This window comes from Streptomyces sp. N50, assembly GCF_033335955.1.
GTDB lineage: Bacteria > Actinomycetota > Actinomycetes > Streptomycetales > Streptomycetaceae > Streptomyces.
Genome location: NZ_CP137549.1, coordinates 7,173,448 through 7,189,607, shown reverse-complemented (window position 1 = coordinate 7,189,607; position 16,160 = coordinate 7,173,448). Strand labels below are relative to the sequence as shown.

Genomic DNA, 16,160 nt, shown 5'->3' with positions numbered 1-16,160 from the left:
GCCATCTCATATCTGAGATAACCTCGGCCTCATGGCAGACGACTACCTCGTACGTATCGGCAAGCTCATCCGTGACGCCCGGCAACATCGGGGCTGGACACAGACGCAGCTCGCCGAGGCGCTCGGCACCAGTCAGAGCGCCGTCAATCGCATCGAGCGCGGCAACCAAAACATCAGCCTTGAGATGATCGCTCGAATCGGTGAAGCCCTGGACAGCGAGATCGTCTCTCTGGGCTACGCCGGTCCGATGCATCTGAGGGTGGTCGGCGGGCGCCGGCTGTCCGGCGCGATCGATGTGAAGACCAGCAAGAACGCGTGCGTGGCACTGCTGTGCGCCTCGCTCCTCAACAAGGGGCGCACAGTGCTGCGCCGGGTCGCGCGGATCGAGGAGGTGTACCGCCTTCTGGAGGTACTCGGCTCCATCGGCGTCCGCACCCGCTGGATCAACGACGGTGTCGACCTGGAGATCGTGCCGCCGGCCGAGCTGGAGATGGAGTCGATCGACGCGGAGGCAGCCCGCCGGACCCGCTCGATCATCATGTTCCTCGGCCCGCTGCTGCACCGCATGGACAGCTTCAAGCTGCCGTACGCGGGCGGTTGCGACCTCGGTACGCGCACGATCGAGCCGCACATGATCGCGCTGCGCCGGTTCGGCCTGGACATCGCCGCGACCGAGGGGCTCTACCACGCGCAGGTCGACCGGGCCGTCTCCCCCGACCGGCCGATCGTGCTGACCGAGCGCGGCGACACCGTCACCGAGAACGCGCTGCTGGCCGCCGCCCGCCACGAGAGCGTCACGGTCATCCGCAACGCGTCCTCGAACTACATGGTCCAGGACCTGTGCTTCTTCCTGGAGGCGCTGGGCGTCAAGGTCGAGGGCATCGGCACCACCACGCTCACCGTGCACGGCGTGCCGACCATCGACGTCGACGTGGACTACTCCCCCTCCGAGGACCCGGTCGAGGCGATGAGCCTGCTGGCCGCCGCCGTCGTCACCGAGTCGGAGCTGACGGTCCGCCGGGTGCCCATCGAGTTCCTGGAGATCGAGCTCGCGGTCCTGGAGGAGATGGGCCTCGACCACGACCGCACGCCCGAGTACGTCGCGGACAACGGCCGTACGCGCCTGGTGGACCTCACGGTCCGGCCCTCCAAGCTGGAGGCGCCGATCGACAAGATCCACCCGATGCCGTTCCCCGGCCTGAACATCGACAACGTGCCGTTCTTCGCGGCCATCGCGGCGGTCGCGCAGGGCCAGACCCTCATCCACGACTGGGTCTACGACAACCGCGCGATCTACCTCACGGACCTCAACCGCCTCGGCGGCCGGCTCCAACTCCTAGACCCGCACCGGGTGTTGGTCGAGGGCCCGACCCGCTGGCGGGCCGCCGAGATGATGTGCCCGCCGGCGCTGCGGCCCGCCGTGGTCGTCCTGCTCGCGATGATGGCGGCGGAGGGCACGTCCGTGCTGCGCAACGTGTACGTCATCAACCGCGGTTACGAGGATCTGGCGGAGCGGCTCAACTCGATCGGGGCGCAGATCGAGATCTTCCGGGACATCTAGGGCAGGTCGCGGATGTCCGGGGTGCCGCCGTGCCTCACGGGTGCGGCGGCACCGCCGTGTTCAGCGGGTGCTCCACTTCTGGTTGTCCTGGCCGTTGCAGTCCCAGAGCTGGAGCCGGGTGCCGTTGGCGGTTCCCTGGTCCTTGACGTCCACGCACTTGTTGGCCTGCGGATTGACCAGGTCGTTGCTGGAGTTGAGGCGGAACTGCTGGGCCGGGTTGCCGCTGCACACCGCGATCTGGATCACCGCGCCGTTCGCCGACGAGCCCCAGGCGACGTCCATGCACAGGCCCATGGAGCGGATCGTGCCGTCCGAACGGAAGTCCCACTTCTGCCAGTTCTTGCCGGTGCAGCTGTTGATCTGCAGCGGTGAACCGTCGGCGCCCTTGTGACCCACCATCTCGATGCACTTGTTGGAGGCATGGCTGTAGATGGTGGTGCCGGGCGCGGCGACCACCGTCTTGGTGGCGGTGACCTTGGTCGTGGTGGTCTTCTTCGAACTCCCGCCGGAGGACGCCTTCTTGGGGGCCTCGGCGGAACTGCCCGCGATCACTCCGGCACCGGAACCGGCACCGGCGGCCGCCGCTCCCGCGCCGCTCTTCGCCTTGTTGTCCTTGCCGCCGCTCGGGTGCGAGGGGGTCGGCTTCGCCGAGGTCGGGTCCGGGCTGGCCGAACCGTAGGCGCCCGCGCCGCTGTCCGTCGTCGCTCCGTTCAACACCGTTCCCGCGTCGGCCACTTGGTCCGACGGCTTGCTGTCCGAACTCGACTTGCCGAGCAGCCCGGACACCAGGAACGGCACACCGATCAGCAGCGCGCCGGCTATCGCGGCTCCGGCGAGCAGACCTCGGGAGGGGCGGCCGAAGGCGGGGGCCGCGGCGGCGGTGCCTTCACCGGTGCCCGAACCGGATCCGGATTCGGATGCGGATGCGGCCGCCGCCGCTCCGGCCAGGGCTTCGGGGCCCGGGTCGGGGTCGGCGTGGGTGTCGGGTGCGGCTTCGGGGGCGGCTCCCCCGTCGGTGCCTACGGCGGCTTCCGCGGTGGGGAGTTGGGCCGCCGCGGCGGGCTGCGCGGGAGGCGTGAGCGCCGCTTCCGCCTTCGCCGCGGTCTCCGGGGCGCCGGTACCGGCGGCCGTCGTCTCGCCGCTGGTCGGCGGGAGGGCCGTCGCCTCGGTCTCGGGGGCGCCGCCCGCGGTGGTGTCCGGGGCCGGAGTGGGCTCCGCCCCGCCCGTCGCTGCCTGGTGCTGCGGGCTGTTCTTGCCGGACATGCTGGTCCTTCCAGAAAGGTGATCGGGTGACGACCGGTCAGTCGTCGTCCGGGGCGGGCGGGTTGACCGAGAACCGGTTGCCGTCAAAGTACAAGGTCAGCGGAGTGCCGTCGGCCGGGCCGAAGCGGTGGACGCGGTCGCCGGGGCCGATCACCTGGACCGGGTGCCCGGTGTCGCGTACGACCAGTGCCGCGAGGGTGGCCACGTAGAAGGGGTTGTCGGGGTTGGCCAGCACCAGGGCGAGGCGGGCCGAGTCGTCCAGTCCGGCCTCCGCGACGGTCACCATGCCGTTCTGGAGGATCGCCTGGGCACGCAACTCCTCGGTGAGGGCGCCGATCTGGGCCAGCACGTCGGTCGACACCTCTGTCGCCGGGGCCGGGAACCTCGGGTCGTCGGGGGCGCCGTGAGCCACCACATCGGCCTGGACCCAGCTGAGCAGCGCGCCGTGCGGGTCGGGGTCCCGGGTCCACGCCGGGGCGGTGCCGGAGTCGGCGTCGGCGTCGGCGTCGGCGTCGGCGAGCAGCCGGGCCAGTGAACGGGCGAACGTCTCGGGGCGCCGCGCCCGCGACACGACGGGGCGGTAGCGGGAGCCCACACCTCGCTGACCGTTCGCGCCGCCCAAGTCCTGTGCGCGCTGGCCGTGTTGGACACCCTGCCCACGCTGGCCGGCCTCGTCGTCGCCGTCCTCCTCGTCCGACTCGCCTTCGTCGGACTCGCTCTCGTCATCCAAGTCCCGCCCGCGCCTGCCCTGTTGGCCGCGTTGGCCACCCTGCCCGTGCCGGCCGGCCGGCTCGTCCTGGTCGTCCTCGGATTCCTCGTCGGTGTCGTTCCCGGCTCCGACCGGCTGGAACTCCGGTTCCTGGGGCGCTACTTGGGGCTCCGCCTCGGGTTCTTCCTGCGGGTCCGCCACCGGTTCGGCGGCCGCCGGGGTCTCCTCGACGCGGGCCGGTGCCGGGCGGGGGGTGCGGCGCGGCCACGTGGCCGGGGTCGCGGCCAGGGAGCCGGTCGTCAGGAGGGCCGTGCCGTCACCCTCTTCCGCTCGCCGGGTCTCCAGGACGGTGACGACGTCGGCGAGGTCCCGCTCCGCGTGGCGCTGCCGGGCCGCCTGCCCGGCCTGTTCGGCGAGGGTGTCGGCGATCGCGCGTCGGAGGGTGTCGAACGCCCGCTGGGCCTCGTCCCGTGCGGCGACCGCCCGGTCGTGGCGTGCGGTGGCCCCGATGAGCGCCGCCCGGGCCGTGCGGGACGCCGTGGTCGCCGTCGCGACCCTGTTCCGGGCGTCGGTCAGGACGCCGGCGGCGTGGCGTGCCACGTCCTCGGCCAGGCCGAGCCGGCGACCGGTGTCGTTGGCGGTGTGCCGGGCGGTGTCGACGGCGCGGTCGGCTGCCGCGGCCTCTATCCGGGCCTGGTCCAGCGTGGTACGGGCCTGGTTCCGGCGCGCCTCGTGCCGGGCGAGGGAACCGGACTCGTCCGAGCGGGAGTTGCCGTCGTCCCGACGCGAACTCCCGCCCTGGGTCGGCACGTTGGCGGTCCGCCGCCGCGCGGCCCCCTCGGCCTCTCGCCGGGCGGGGGAACCGGCATCGTCCGAGCGGGAGTCGCCGTCGGGACGACGCGAACTCCCGCCACGAGTCTGCGCGTTGGCGGTCCGCTGTCGCGCCGTCTCCTCCGCCTCCTGTACGGCCCGCTCCGCCGCCGTCAGTTCGTCCTCCGCCGTACGGACCGCGTCGTGGTACTCCCCCGCCGCCCGGGTGGCGGCCGTCACGCGCTCGTTCTGGTCCCGGAGGTCCGCGGTCAACTGCGTTACGCGGGCCCGCCGTTCCTGGTCGGTGCGTTCGGCGACCGGGACGGCCCGCTCGGCGGCGGTGAGTTCGGCGGCCGCGGCGGTCGCGGCGGCGTGGGCTTCGTCCCGGTCCAGCTGCGCCTGGGTCACCGGCGGCCCGGCCTCGTTCAGCACGCGTTCGGCGTCCGGCACTTGGTCCTGGAGCCGGCGCTCCTCCGTGTTCGCGGCGTGCTCAGCGCGCGCGGCCTGCTCCAGTGCGCGCACCTGATTCCGTACGGCCGCCCAACCGGCGTCGTGGACCGTGTCGTTGGGATTCAGGCCGCTGGGACCCGCACTGCCCGGACCCCTGTCCTCCCGTTCCTCGTCACCCCGCTCGTCCGCCCCCTGCGTTCCCTCCGCGTCCCCGTTCGCGTCGAACCGCCGGAACCGCACGCCCTCGCCGTCACGCAGCGCGAGCTCGACAGACCGCTGCAGCAACGCGGCCGTACCCGAGGCGGCGTACAGGGCGCGGGCCGTCTGGTTCGGGGTGCCGTCGGTGGCCAGCCAGAGCTGGAGCACGGTGTCGGCGGGCGGGGCCGGGTGCGCCTGGATGCCGTCGGCCAGCAGGGTCGGGAGGTCCCGGAAGGAGATCTGGCGCCAGTCGCGGAGGGCCTCGGCTGCGGGGGCGACCTGCGTCTGGGCGTCGGCCACCTCGCGGATCAGGGACGCGGCGTCGTACACGCCCGGGTCCGTGAGGCCCGCGGTCACGCCGTGGCCCAGGAGGTCGCGCTCCAGGGGACGGAGACGGACCGTGCCGGAGACGTACCGGGTGCCGTGCGGACCGTGGACGGTGACGACGGCGTCGGCGAGGATCTCGTGGCTGCGGGTGCCGCGCGAGCCCTCCGGCGTCGAGGTGTTGCCGTGCTTGAGCCACTCGCGGCGGGTGCCCGCGACGGCCGCGCCCGAGCCGGGGTCCTGGGCCGGGCGGGCCAGGACCGGCGCGGTGAAGCCGAGGAGCTGGCGGTTGGAGTCGTGCAGGCTGAAGGCGCCCTGCGCCGACAGGCCGCCGGTGAGACCCGCGTGCGAGGCGGAGCCCGCGCTGACCGTGCTGAGCCGGACCCGGTCGACCGTCACGTCGCCGGTGTCGGTCTGCGGGCGCGGCCGGTACAGCTCCACGGTGAGCCGGGGCGGGGTGTCGGGATCGCCCTGGAACGGGTAGGCGCCCGGCATCGTGGTCGTGAGGCCGGCGGGACGGCGCGGGTGGTCCAGCTCGATCGTGCCCGCCTGCAGGAGTTCGCCGACGCGTACGGCGGTGGCGTCCGCGGAGCCGGAGGCGGCGAGCCAACGCCAGGTGCGGGTGAGGGCGGGAGCGGGGGCCACCTCGGCGAGCGCGGCGGCGAGTTCGGGGCCCGCGTCGAAGGAGAAGACCGGTGCGGGACCGCCCGGCCGGAAGCGGCCGCCGGTCGTGGCCGGGCGTGCCGCCGACCGGCCCACCGCCATCCGCGCCTCGGGCTGCGCGGGATCGCCGGTCTCGCTGCCGGTGAAGCGGAGCGCGGCGGCGGCGTGCACGGTGATGGCGCGCGGCCGGCGGCCGACGAAGAGCTGGGCGATGCGCTGGGCCAGCGGGGTGTCCGCGTCGGTGAGGCTGAGCACGCCGTGCTGGAGCACGCTGCCCGGCAGGTCCACCAGCCAGTCGGCGGTGAGGGAGGACCGTACGGTGGCGACGATCCGGTACGGCACACCGGCGAAGTCGGCGACGTTGTCGGAGCGCAGCCAGTGCCGGTCCTCGGCGGCCCGGGTCACCCGCGCCGAGTTTCCGCGCACGGTGTCGGCGCTGAGCAGCGCGGCCGCCCGGTCGGTGCGGGGGCCGCCGGTGGGCCTCGGGAGCCGGGTCTGGAGCTGGACGAACCCGGAGTGCCGGGTGCTGTGGGAGGTCTTGTCGGTCACCGCGGACGGGGTGTGGCCGAGGTACTGCTCCATGCCGGCGCCCGGGGCCCCGTCGTGGCCGCGCACCTGCCGCAGCGTGTGGTCGTCGGCGTCCGGCTCGGCCGCGAGCGTGACCTCGACGACGCGGGCGCCGCCGTAGCCGACATGGCGGAAGCGGAAGCGCTGGACGCGGCCGGGGCCGCGGCCCGCCAGGGTGCGCAGGCCGGCCGTGGAGGTGAGGTCGGCGACGCGGGTGTCGACGCCGGAGAGGTACGACGCGTGGCCCGGGCGGGTCGTGCCGGGGGCCTCCTCCTCGACGAGGGCGAGGAGCCGCTGCCGGAGGAGGTTGGGGCGCTGCACGGTGCGCAGGGCGTCGGTGTACTGGTCCATCGCCTGGACGCTGCCGAGGCCCACCTCGCGGGAGGCGATGAAGCGGCGCGGCAGCGGCACGGAGGGCGGTGTCTCTGCGGGCACGGTGAGACCGGGCACGGTCGCGAACCAGGCGGGGTGGCGCCGGATCTGTGCCGGGGTGACGAAGAACCGTACGGCGTCCGGGAGTTCGACCGCCACCGTCACCTCGCGGCCCTCGCCCTGTCCGATCGCGTTGCCGACGGCGTTGCGGTGGCCGCGCCGGAACGTGACCAGCAGGAGCGCGTCGGCCTGGACGCTGTGGTGGGCGCCGCTCTCGGTGGCCGTGCGGTGCGCCATCGTCGAGGAGGCGAGCGCCCGGCCCTTCTCGTCGCGGGTGGTGCGGGTGTAGCGGCCCGAGGGGTTGAGGGTCGCCGCGCGGGGTGCGGACGTGGACGTGCCGCCGCCCTCCTGCTGTGCCGGTTCGTCGGCGCGGCGTCGCATGCCGCCGTCACCGAGGCCGCCGACGTCGCCGTCGTTGCCCGCGGCCTGGTCCGAACTCGGGCCCTGGGCCGAGGAGTTGTTGCGGACCGCGGTGAAGCCGCCCGCCCACTGAGCGGCGCGGGCCACCGTGCGCTGCTGTCCGGCGCCGTCGGCGGCGTTGAGCCCGGACTCGAAGTACTGCGTGATCTCACCCGAGGCGCGCGGCCTGCGCAGGGCGCCGCGGATCTCCACCGACAGCACCTCGTCCGAGGCGAGCCCGGGCAGGGTGAGCCCCTCGATCACATAGGCGCCCTTGAACACCTGGTGGCCGCGGGCCAGCAGGGCGGCGGGGCTGCGGGCCGCGCCGAGCAGCTCGGCCGCCACCGTGGTCGGGTCGGTGGCCGCGGCGCCGACCAGCGACTCGCTCACGGCACGTCCGACCCGGGCCACCGGAGCGGGAGTCAGGCCCCCGACCGTGTCCCGTACGCCGTCCAGCAGGCCGCGCGCCGGATGCCCCTGGTAGGTGTTGCCGAGCACCCTGCGGAACGCGTCGTCCAGCGCGGCCGACGCCCGGAACACCTCCACCATCGCGTCGTCCGGCAGCGGTACCGCGTTCGGCAGCAGGGTGCCGTCCGCGGCGGTCAGGTCGAGCGCCGTCCGGTCGGCGGCGGTGGCGGCCCGCACGGTGTGCGCGGCGGGCGCCGGCTGGACGGGCCCGTCGGCGGCGGGCAGCGTACGGAGCGTCGGCACCGCCAGCTCCAGCGTCCCCGCCACCCGGTCCGGCGGCGGAGGCTGCGGCGGGTCGTCCGGGCCGGGCGCCGGGGCGCCGTGCGGTGCGTACGGCAGCTGGACCGTCCGGTGCGCGAACCGCTCCAGGGGCTCCTCCCCCGGCCCCTCGTACAGGTCGAGCGCGAAGTCGGCGGGCACCGTGAACACCTCGGTGCGGTTGCCCTCCCCGGTGCCCTGGAACTGCTGGTCGTGCCCGAGGGACACCTGCACGCTGTTGTCGTGCTGCACCTGGTGGGAGCGCACATGGTCGGCGGTGCCGCCGAGGGTCCACGCGCCGTCGCGCACCGGTATCCCGAACGAGCCGCCCGCGCCGTACGACACCCCGTACTGCGAGCCCTTCTGGTCGGTGGCGACCGTCGACAGCGAGACCAGGCCGACGCCCTCCACGTGCGGCAGCACCTTGGTGTGCGTGCTCGGACCCGTGCCGCGCTGCGCGCTGAGCACCAGCCGCACCCGGCGGTTGCCGGTCACCGTCGGGATCTCCAGGAAGAGCGAGTGACCGCCGTCCAGCATGGCGTCCGTCGCGGCCCGCTGCCCGATCTGCGAGCGGGTCTGCTCGAACCGGCGCAGGTTGTTCAACTGGGCCTGCACCAGCGCCTCGTCGGGCAGCACACGGTTGCGCGCGTTGGCGTCGGCGGGCAGGAAGCCCTCGCGGCGCAGCCAGTTCTCGGCGTGCGCGAAAAGGCCCTCGGCGCCGTTCACGGCCAGCGGTGTCGCGCTGGCGCCGATCGACCGCAGATGCTCCAACTCCGCAGGGAGCCGCCGCAGTTCGTCGTCCGCCGGGGCGTACCCCTCGGCGTCCTCGGCGGTCATCAGCCGCAGATGCATGCCGGCAGGCCACGCGTCCGGCTCGAAGACCTCCTGCCCGCCGCCCGGCAGATGGAGCACCAGCCGGTGCTCGACCGTGGCCGGTGCCAGCAGGTGACTGCGCTTGGTGCGCACCTCGTGCATCAGGGACGCGCTGGCGCTCTGGCTCAGCGCGTCGCTCGTCCCGGCCTGGACCGAGGCCCGCCCCAGCACACCGCCGCCGACCCGCTTCGTCGCCTCCGGGTGGCCCTGGCTGTGATCGCCGGTGAGCGCCGGACCGACGCTCCCGGACAGGGACACGCCGCTGCTGAACTTCGACTGGGCGTCGATCTTCACCGACTGCGTGAGGTGGCTCTCCAGGTTGATCTTCCCGGCGACGCTCCGCCGCCGCGGTTCGCCCACCGTCACCGTGGTCAGCAGCTGGAACATCCCGAGCGCGCGCCCCGACTTGTCGAGCAGCACCGGCGAGAAGACGCCCCCCTGCCGCTGCATCGGCAGGGTGCCCCGCAGCAACGGCTCCGACAGGAACGTCTCCAGCTCGGCCAGCGAGTCCTTGCCCAACTCCCGCAGCCGGACGCTGAATTCCCGCAGCGTCTCGGCGAGCAGCCGCCCCGGCTCCCGGACCGTGTCCACGCCCCAGATCGGCAGCACGTCCAGATCCGCCGCCTCGGGCAGCTCCCCGTCCTCGTCGACCGTCAGATGCTGCGGGAACCAGATGGTCACCGGCCCGTGCGACTGCTCCGGCGACCAGGTGACGGGCGCGGCCAGCGCCGGGGTGTCGACCCGCACGTCCCACGAGGCGGTGAAGTCGTACGGCTCCGAGGGCTCGTTGCTGCGCTGCGCCGTCGTCGACGTCACCACCGACGCCACCGACGCGCTCGACGAGAGCTGGTTCAAGGTCAGCGCGAGGGTCACCGCGGCGTCGACACCGCGCACGGGAGTCGCCCGGGTCACGGGGAACAACGCCGTCCAAGGCAGCATCACCGTACGGATGTTGCCGGACACCTCCGACGACACGGACTCCTGCGAACCGATGCCACGCCGCTCCACCCGTACGTCCCGCACGGCCCCCTCGGCCTGCCCGTACCGGGCCGCCGCCCTCGGGTCCGAGAGCCGCATCCGCACATCCACGTCCCGGTCCCGGCCGTCCACGGTCACCCTGATCCGGAAGCCCAGACTCCCGCGCAGATACGGCAGGTTGAGCACCAGCGTCTCGGCACTCGCCACCGTCCGCAGCTGCTCCCGCACCGGGTGCGTGTCGGGCGCGGCCCCCAGCCCGAGCGCCGTCATCACCTGTTGGTGCAGCCCGTTCACGACCTCCGCCGACAGCGGTTCGAGGAGCACCAGGCCTACGTTGCCGTCCCGGTGGGAGCCGTAGTCGAGGACGAACGACGAAGAGGGCGGCGCTACAGGGGCGTTGGAGGCGGGCCAGGTGAGGGGGGTGTCGGTGGGGATGGGTGTGGTGTCGGGGTCGACGGCGGGCGTCGTCTCGTTCTGGCCTGTGTGGTCGTGGAGTTGGGGTCCGGACGCGGTGACGTTCTCGATGATGCGGAGGTAGCGGTGGGGAATGTGGACCGGGGTCTGGGTGGTGGCCATGACGCCGGTGGTGTGAACCGTGGTGCTGTTCGAGTGGTTGCGGAGGAGGAAGTCGTTGTCGCGTTGCTCGTCCGGCAGGCCGAGGTAGTGGAGGACTTCGTGAAGGAGGTCCTCGTCGGAGTGGTTGATGTCCAGGTGGAGTTGGTTGGCGCGGGCCGGGTTCGCGGTGTCGGTGAGGGTGATCGTCTCGGGGTGGTCCGGGTCGGCGATCAGGTTGAGGTTGATGTGGAGTTGGTCGCCTGAACTGGGCAGTGCCAGACCGGAGTTGAGGTGCGTGTCCAGGAGGCCGGTGATGCGGTCCTTCAACTGCGCGGCGAGGGAGGGGTCGTTGGTGGTGACCGGGAGGTTGAGCGTGTAGTCGCGGATCCACTGGCCGTTGGGGGCCTGGATACGACGGACCTGCGTACGGATGAGCGTCGTAGCGCCGCTAAGCGCCCCCGGTCGGGGCGAGTTGGACTGGTCCGCGTGCGGATCGAACCGCTCCGTGGAGTGCACGGCAGGGCGCGCATGGGGACGCAGACCGTGCCACGTGTCCTTGGGCGCGGGGTCGGCGACACGGGACGCGGGCCGGTCGTCGTCGGCGTCACGGGTCGGCGCGGGACGGTAACGCCCGTCCGGCTGAACGCTGTTGGCGTCCTCCGGACCCCGGGGCGCGTTCGACGGGGTGATGTTCGCCGAGGTGGTGCGGGTGTTCGCGTCGCTCGCGCTGTAGTGGTTCAGGCCCGTGTAGTGGACCTCCAGGGCGGGGGTGTTGGTGGTCGGGCCGTAGCGCAGCGCGATGCCGCGGGGGCCGCCGGTCGCGGTGGTGCCGGCGAGCGGGGCGGGCATCGGCTGGAAGACGTGGATCGGGGCGTCGAGGGTGTCGGCGAGGAGCGGCAGGAAGGTGTCGCCGACCGGGTTCGCCCACGCGTCCGACCAGTTGCCCACCGCGCCGCTGAGCATGTTCGCCTCGTCCTGGCTGAGCGGGGCGGTGCTGCGGTGGTAGCCGGCGATCAGCAGCGACCGGCGCTCGTCCGTGGTCATGGCGGCGAGCGTCGGCAGGCCGTTCACCGCACGCAGATAGGCGAACATACGGCGGTTGCTGGGCGCGGCGCCGGTGAGCGCGGGCGGGGCGCCCGGTACCGAGACGGCTTGCAGATAGCGGGTCTGGAGGTCGATCGGGTCCAGGTCCTCGGCGTGGGTGACGCCCTGGATGCCGTAGCGGGCCAGTTCGTTGTCGATCTGGGCGGCGGGCATGTTCCGGACCGCCCGCGTGAAGGGGGCGACGAGGACGCCCCGCAGCTGGCCGAGCACCTGGGGCGGGAGCGGGCGGCTGCCGTTGCCCGCCGCCGCCAGCCGGGCCAGGACCAGGTTCTGCAACTCCTGTCGGGCGGCGCGCAGTTGATTGGATCCCCGGTCGGCGGCCCGCGGGTTCCCCGCCATCGTCCTGAGGGCCCGTTGTACGTCGTCGGGCCGGGCCAGCCAGGCCGCGGTGGCCGGGGCGAGGGCCTGGGTGGCGCCGGCTGCGGCGGCCTGCTGGAGACGGGTGCGGACCAGGTGGGGCGCGCTGCCGATGACGGCGTAGAGGAGGCAGAAGCCGTCGCCGGGGGTCTGGACGGCGTTGCCGGTGGGGTCGACGTACGGGGTCACCGGGGCGGCGGGGGTTGTGACGGCGGGCGTGGTCGTGGCCTTGCCCTGGCTCTTGTCGACGCCCTTGCCCTTGTCGACGCCCGTGCTCTTGCCGGTGTCCTTGGTCGTACCCGTGCTCTTGCCGGTGCCGGTGCTCTTGCTCGCGTTCTTGTCGGTGGCCGGCTTCTTGTCCTTGCCGGTCTTGCCGCCCTTACCGTCCTTACCGGTCTCGTCCGTCTTGGCGTTGCTCGTACCGGACTTGGGCGGCCCGCTCTTCTTCGGTTGCGGCTGCTGCTTCGTCGTGGACGTGGTCCCGGCGTTCGTGGTGGCGCCGGTGGTACCGGTGGTACCGGTGGTGGTCGCGGGCGCCGGGGTGTGCGTCTGGCCGCCCGCCGGGAGAGGCGCGGCGCGGCCGTCGGGGGCGGGCCAGCGGGGCGGGGTGGTCGCGAAGGTGGTGCGCAACGACTGCTCGGGCGTCGGGGCGTTGTCCTGCACGTCGCCGGACAGGCCGGGCAGCGCGGCGGTGGCCGCCATCTGGTCGGCGGCGGCCTGCAGTTGGGCGGTGACGGCGGCGGCGACCAGCCCGTTGCGGCGGGCGATTTCGGTCTCGGCCGCTGTCACCCGTCCCTTGGCCGCGGTCTCGTCCCGCGTGGCGAGCTGCACGGCGGCAGCCGCCTCCACCTCGGCTGCCGCCGCCTCCTCCGCCTCCTCGACGGCCTCCTCGTGGTTCTCCTCCTCCGCGCTGATGCGGTCCGGGCCGACCTCGACGATGTGCTCCGCCCGCTCCAGCACCGGCCGGGCGGCGGTGAGCGCCGCGGTGGCCTGCCGGATCGCGTTGTCGGCGGCGGTGATCGCCGGGAGCGTGGCCTGTACCCGGGGGTCGGCGGCGACATCAGGCGCGGCGGTGTGGGGGCGCGGGGCACCGGGTGCGATGGGGGCCGGGACAGGAGCCGGAGCGGGGGTGGCGCTCGACTGCCCGTTCTTCGCGGCCTGTTGAGCGGCGGCCCGTGCCGCGGCGGCGCGCTCTTCGCGCACGTCGTTCTCGGCCCGCGTCAGCGCGGCCAGGGCGGTCCGGAGATCGTGGCGGCCCTTGGTCTCGTCCCGCTCGTGCCGCTCGATGACCGACGGCAGGGTCGTGACGGTGTTCCGGGCCTCCGCGAGGTCCCGCCTCAGCCGGGCGACCAGCGCTTCGGCCTTGCGCGCGGCCTCGGCGGTGTCCGCGGCCGCCTGCTTCGCGTCCGTGTGGGCGTCGGTCGCGTTCTTGACCGCGAGCTGCGCCTTCCCGTGGGCTTCTACGGCGGCGGTGTGCGCCCGGTTGGCCTGCTGGAGGGAGGCGGTGAGGCGGTTCAGCCGCTGCGGGGTGTCGGCGAGGGTTTCCGTTGCGGTGTGCAGGAGTTCGGCCTGGACGTCGAAGGCGTCCCACGCGGTGGCCAGGTCGGGGTCGGCGGTGATGAGGGCACCGTCGGGGGTGAACTCCCAGCGGCGGATGCCCTGCGGGTCACGCGTCATCAACTCCAGCGGGCGGTTCCCGAGCACGGCGGTGCGGGACGCGGCGTAGAGGGCCTGGCCGAGGTGTTCGCCCTGCGGGTCGGCGCCGAGGGCGACCCAGACCTGGACGCCGTGACTGCCGGGCGGTATCGCGGAGTTGAGGCGTTCGGGGAGGGTGTGCGGCTCGGCGGTGGCCCAGTCGGGGACGAGCGCGGGCAGGTCGTGGAGGTTCGGCGGGGTCTCCGCCGGGGTGAGCAGACCGTGGCCGAGCAGGTCGCGCTCCTCGATACGCAGGGTAACGGTACCGGTGACGTGACGGGTGCCTTCGGGACCCTCGACCAGCAGGTGCGCGTCGGCGTCGACGACGTAACTCCGCGTGCCCCGCGCCCCGTTGGCGGGCGCCGACGTGCTCCCGGACTTCAGCCAGTCACGGCGGCTGCCGGTCGTGGTGCCGCCGAAGGTCGAGGGCTGGGTCTGCCGTTGGGCGAGCGGGACGCTGATGCCGGCGATCTCGTGGTTGTCGTCGTCGCCGCTCAGGAGTTCCGTGAACGAGGTCGCGAGGGAGTGGTCGGCACCGGCCGCGGTGCTCACCGTGTCGGTGGTGTTGTGGAGCTGGTCGAGGGTGACGTCGTCGGCGTGGGTGGAACGGCGGGGGTTGTAGAGCGTGACCGCGATCGACGGGGCCTGGTCGGGTGCCCCTTCGAAGGGCGCGGTGCCGGGCAGCTTGCGGGTGAGGTCGGCGGCCAAGCGGGGGCGGTCCAGGGAGACCCGCCCGGCCTGGATCAACTGGCCGAGCCGGACCGCCTGTCCCTCCACCGACACGGACGTGATCTGCGCGTGCCAGCCCCGACCGCCGCGCGGCGCCACGTCGTTGAGGGCCGTCTCCAGATGTGCCCAGCCGTCGAAGTGGAACGCCGGGGTCGGTCCCACCGGGTGGAACATCTGCGCGTCGGTGAGATACGGGGTGCGGGCGGGGCCGGGCAGCACGGTGTTGCGCGGGTCGGCGCCGGAGACGACCGACGGCGCGTTCGCCGGAGCCGGGCCGCCCGTACCGCCGGGCAGGGCGGTCTCGGTGCCGGTGAAGCGCAGGGTCAGCCGGACCGGGACGGTGCTGGTGCGCGGGGTGCCCCGGGCCATCAACTGGTCGATCCACTGGCGTACGTCGCCCTCCGCGTCGGCCCAGGCGATGACGCCGTTCTGGATGAGACCGCCGATGACGTTCGGGGGCCAGTCGGCGACGAGCGCGGAGCGGACGGACAGCTCGTAGTCGTACTGGAGGCCGTCGAAGTCGGCGCCGTTGTCCGTGCGCAGCCAGAAGCGGTTGTCGGCGGTGGTCGCCCGGCGCGCTGAGATGCTGGTGGCCGCCTGCGGGGTGAACACCGGTGCCGCGCGGTCCGTCTTGGACGGGTCCGGGCCCTGGTTCGGGCGGAGGTAGCGGGTGGTCAGGGTGACCGGGAGCTGCTTCTGCCGGACCGAGGCGCGGGTGGTGGTGCGGCCCGCCGCCGTGTGCGACTGCCACTGTTCGAGACCCGAGCCGGGCGTCGAGGAACCCCGGACACCGGCCAGGTTCTGGGTCCGGCGCGGCCGTGCCGTCAGTGTGACCTCGATCAGCCGCTCGCCCCCGTTGCCGTGGTGGCGGAAGTGGAAGCGGGTGGTCGCCCGGCGCGGGGTGCCGTCCGGGCCGCGGCCGGGCAGCGAGCGCAGTCCGGCGGACGAGGTGAGCTGCGCGACGCGACTGTGCACGCCCTGCTGGTATCCGGGGTGCCCCGGCGTGACCGCTCCGGGCGCCTCGGCCTCCACCAGGGCCAGCAGCTCGCGCCCGATCAGCCCGCGCCGCTCCCTCGGGTTGACCGGCCCCAGCGGGATCTGTCCGGCGGCGGGCCCGGTCGTGGGGACGGGTGCGGCGACGGGACGGTCGTACTCGATGACCGAGAGGACACCGCCGAGGCCCAGTTCGCGGTTGCGGGTGTACGGCGCCGGGAGGGCCGCCGTCAACGCCGGGGCGGGCGCGGGAGCGAGCCCCTGCACCGAGCCCATCCATCGTGCGTCGCGGGCGAGTTGGCCCTGGGTCATGAGGAACTGGAGGCCGTCCGGGACGTCCACCGCGAAGGTGACGGGGTCGATCGTGCCGGGCTCGCCGACGCCGTTGAGCAGGGTGCGGGAGCCCGCGCGGACCGTGACGAGGTAGGTGACGTCGGCGACCACGCGGTGCAGGGTGCCGCTCTCGGTGGGGGTGCGGTTGACGCCCGTGCTGGCGGAGAGGGTGTCCGAAGTGTCGGTGCGGGAGACCTTGTTGAGCCGTGCCGAGGGGTTGAAGAGTCCCTTGTACGACTTGCCGCTGGTCTGGCTGGTGGAGACCGAACCGTCCGACTCCGGACCGGTGTTGCCCTGTCCGGCCGGCTGCGGAGGCGGGTTCTGGGTGACCACCCCGCTGCCGCCGAACTGGTGCGACTTTCCGAGGGACTTGAGCTGCTGGGCACTGTCGGCGGCCGAGACACCGGTCTCCAGGTACTGCCGGGTCGTGTCCAGCAGCCG

The 16,160-nt window shown here is 73.6% G+C and carries 3 protein-coding genes; 1 reads left to right on the top strand and 2 read right to left on the bottom strand.

Annotated features, from left to right (window positions below; all coding sequences use genetic code 11):
- Positions 1 to 31: 31 nt before the first annotated feature.
- Complete coding sequence (locus R2B38_RS32230) at positions 32 to 1,561, top strand: helix-turn-helix domain-containing protein (RefSeq protein WP_033285059.1); 1,530 nt, start codon at positions 32 to 34, stop codon at positions 1,559 to 1,561.
- Positions 1,562 to 1,621: 60 nt separating this feature from the next.
- On the opposite strand, the gene R2B38_RS32225 is transcribed toward R2B38_RS32230, so the two are convergent.
- Positions 1,622 to 2,824, bottom strand: coding sequence for a ricin-type beta-trefoil lectin domain protein (locus R2B38_RS32225; protein WP_318019343.1), 1,203 nt, complete (start codon positions 2,822 to 2,824; stop codon positions 1,622 to 1,624).
- A 37-nt stretch (positions 2,825 to 2,861) separates the two neighbouring features.
- Positions 2,862 to 16,052 (bottom strand): hypothetical protein, encoded by a 13,191-nt coding sequence (locus R2B38_RS32220; protein WP_318019342.1) that lies wholly within the window; start codon positions 16,050 to 16,052, stop codon positions 2,862 to 2,864.
- Positions 16,053 to 16,160 lie beyond the last annotated feature (108 nt).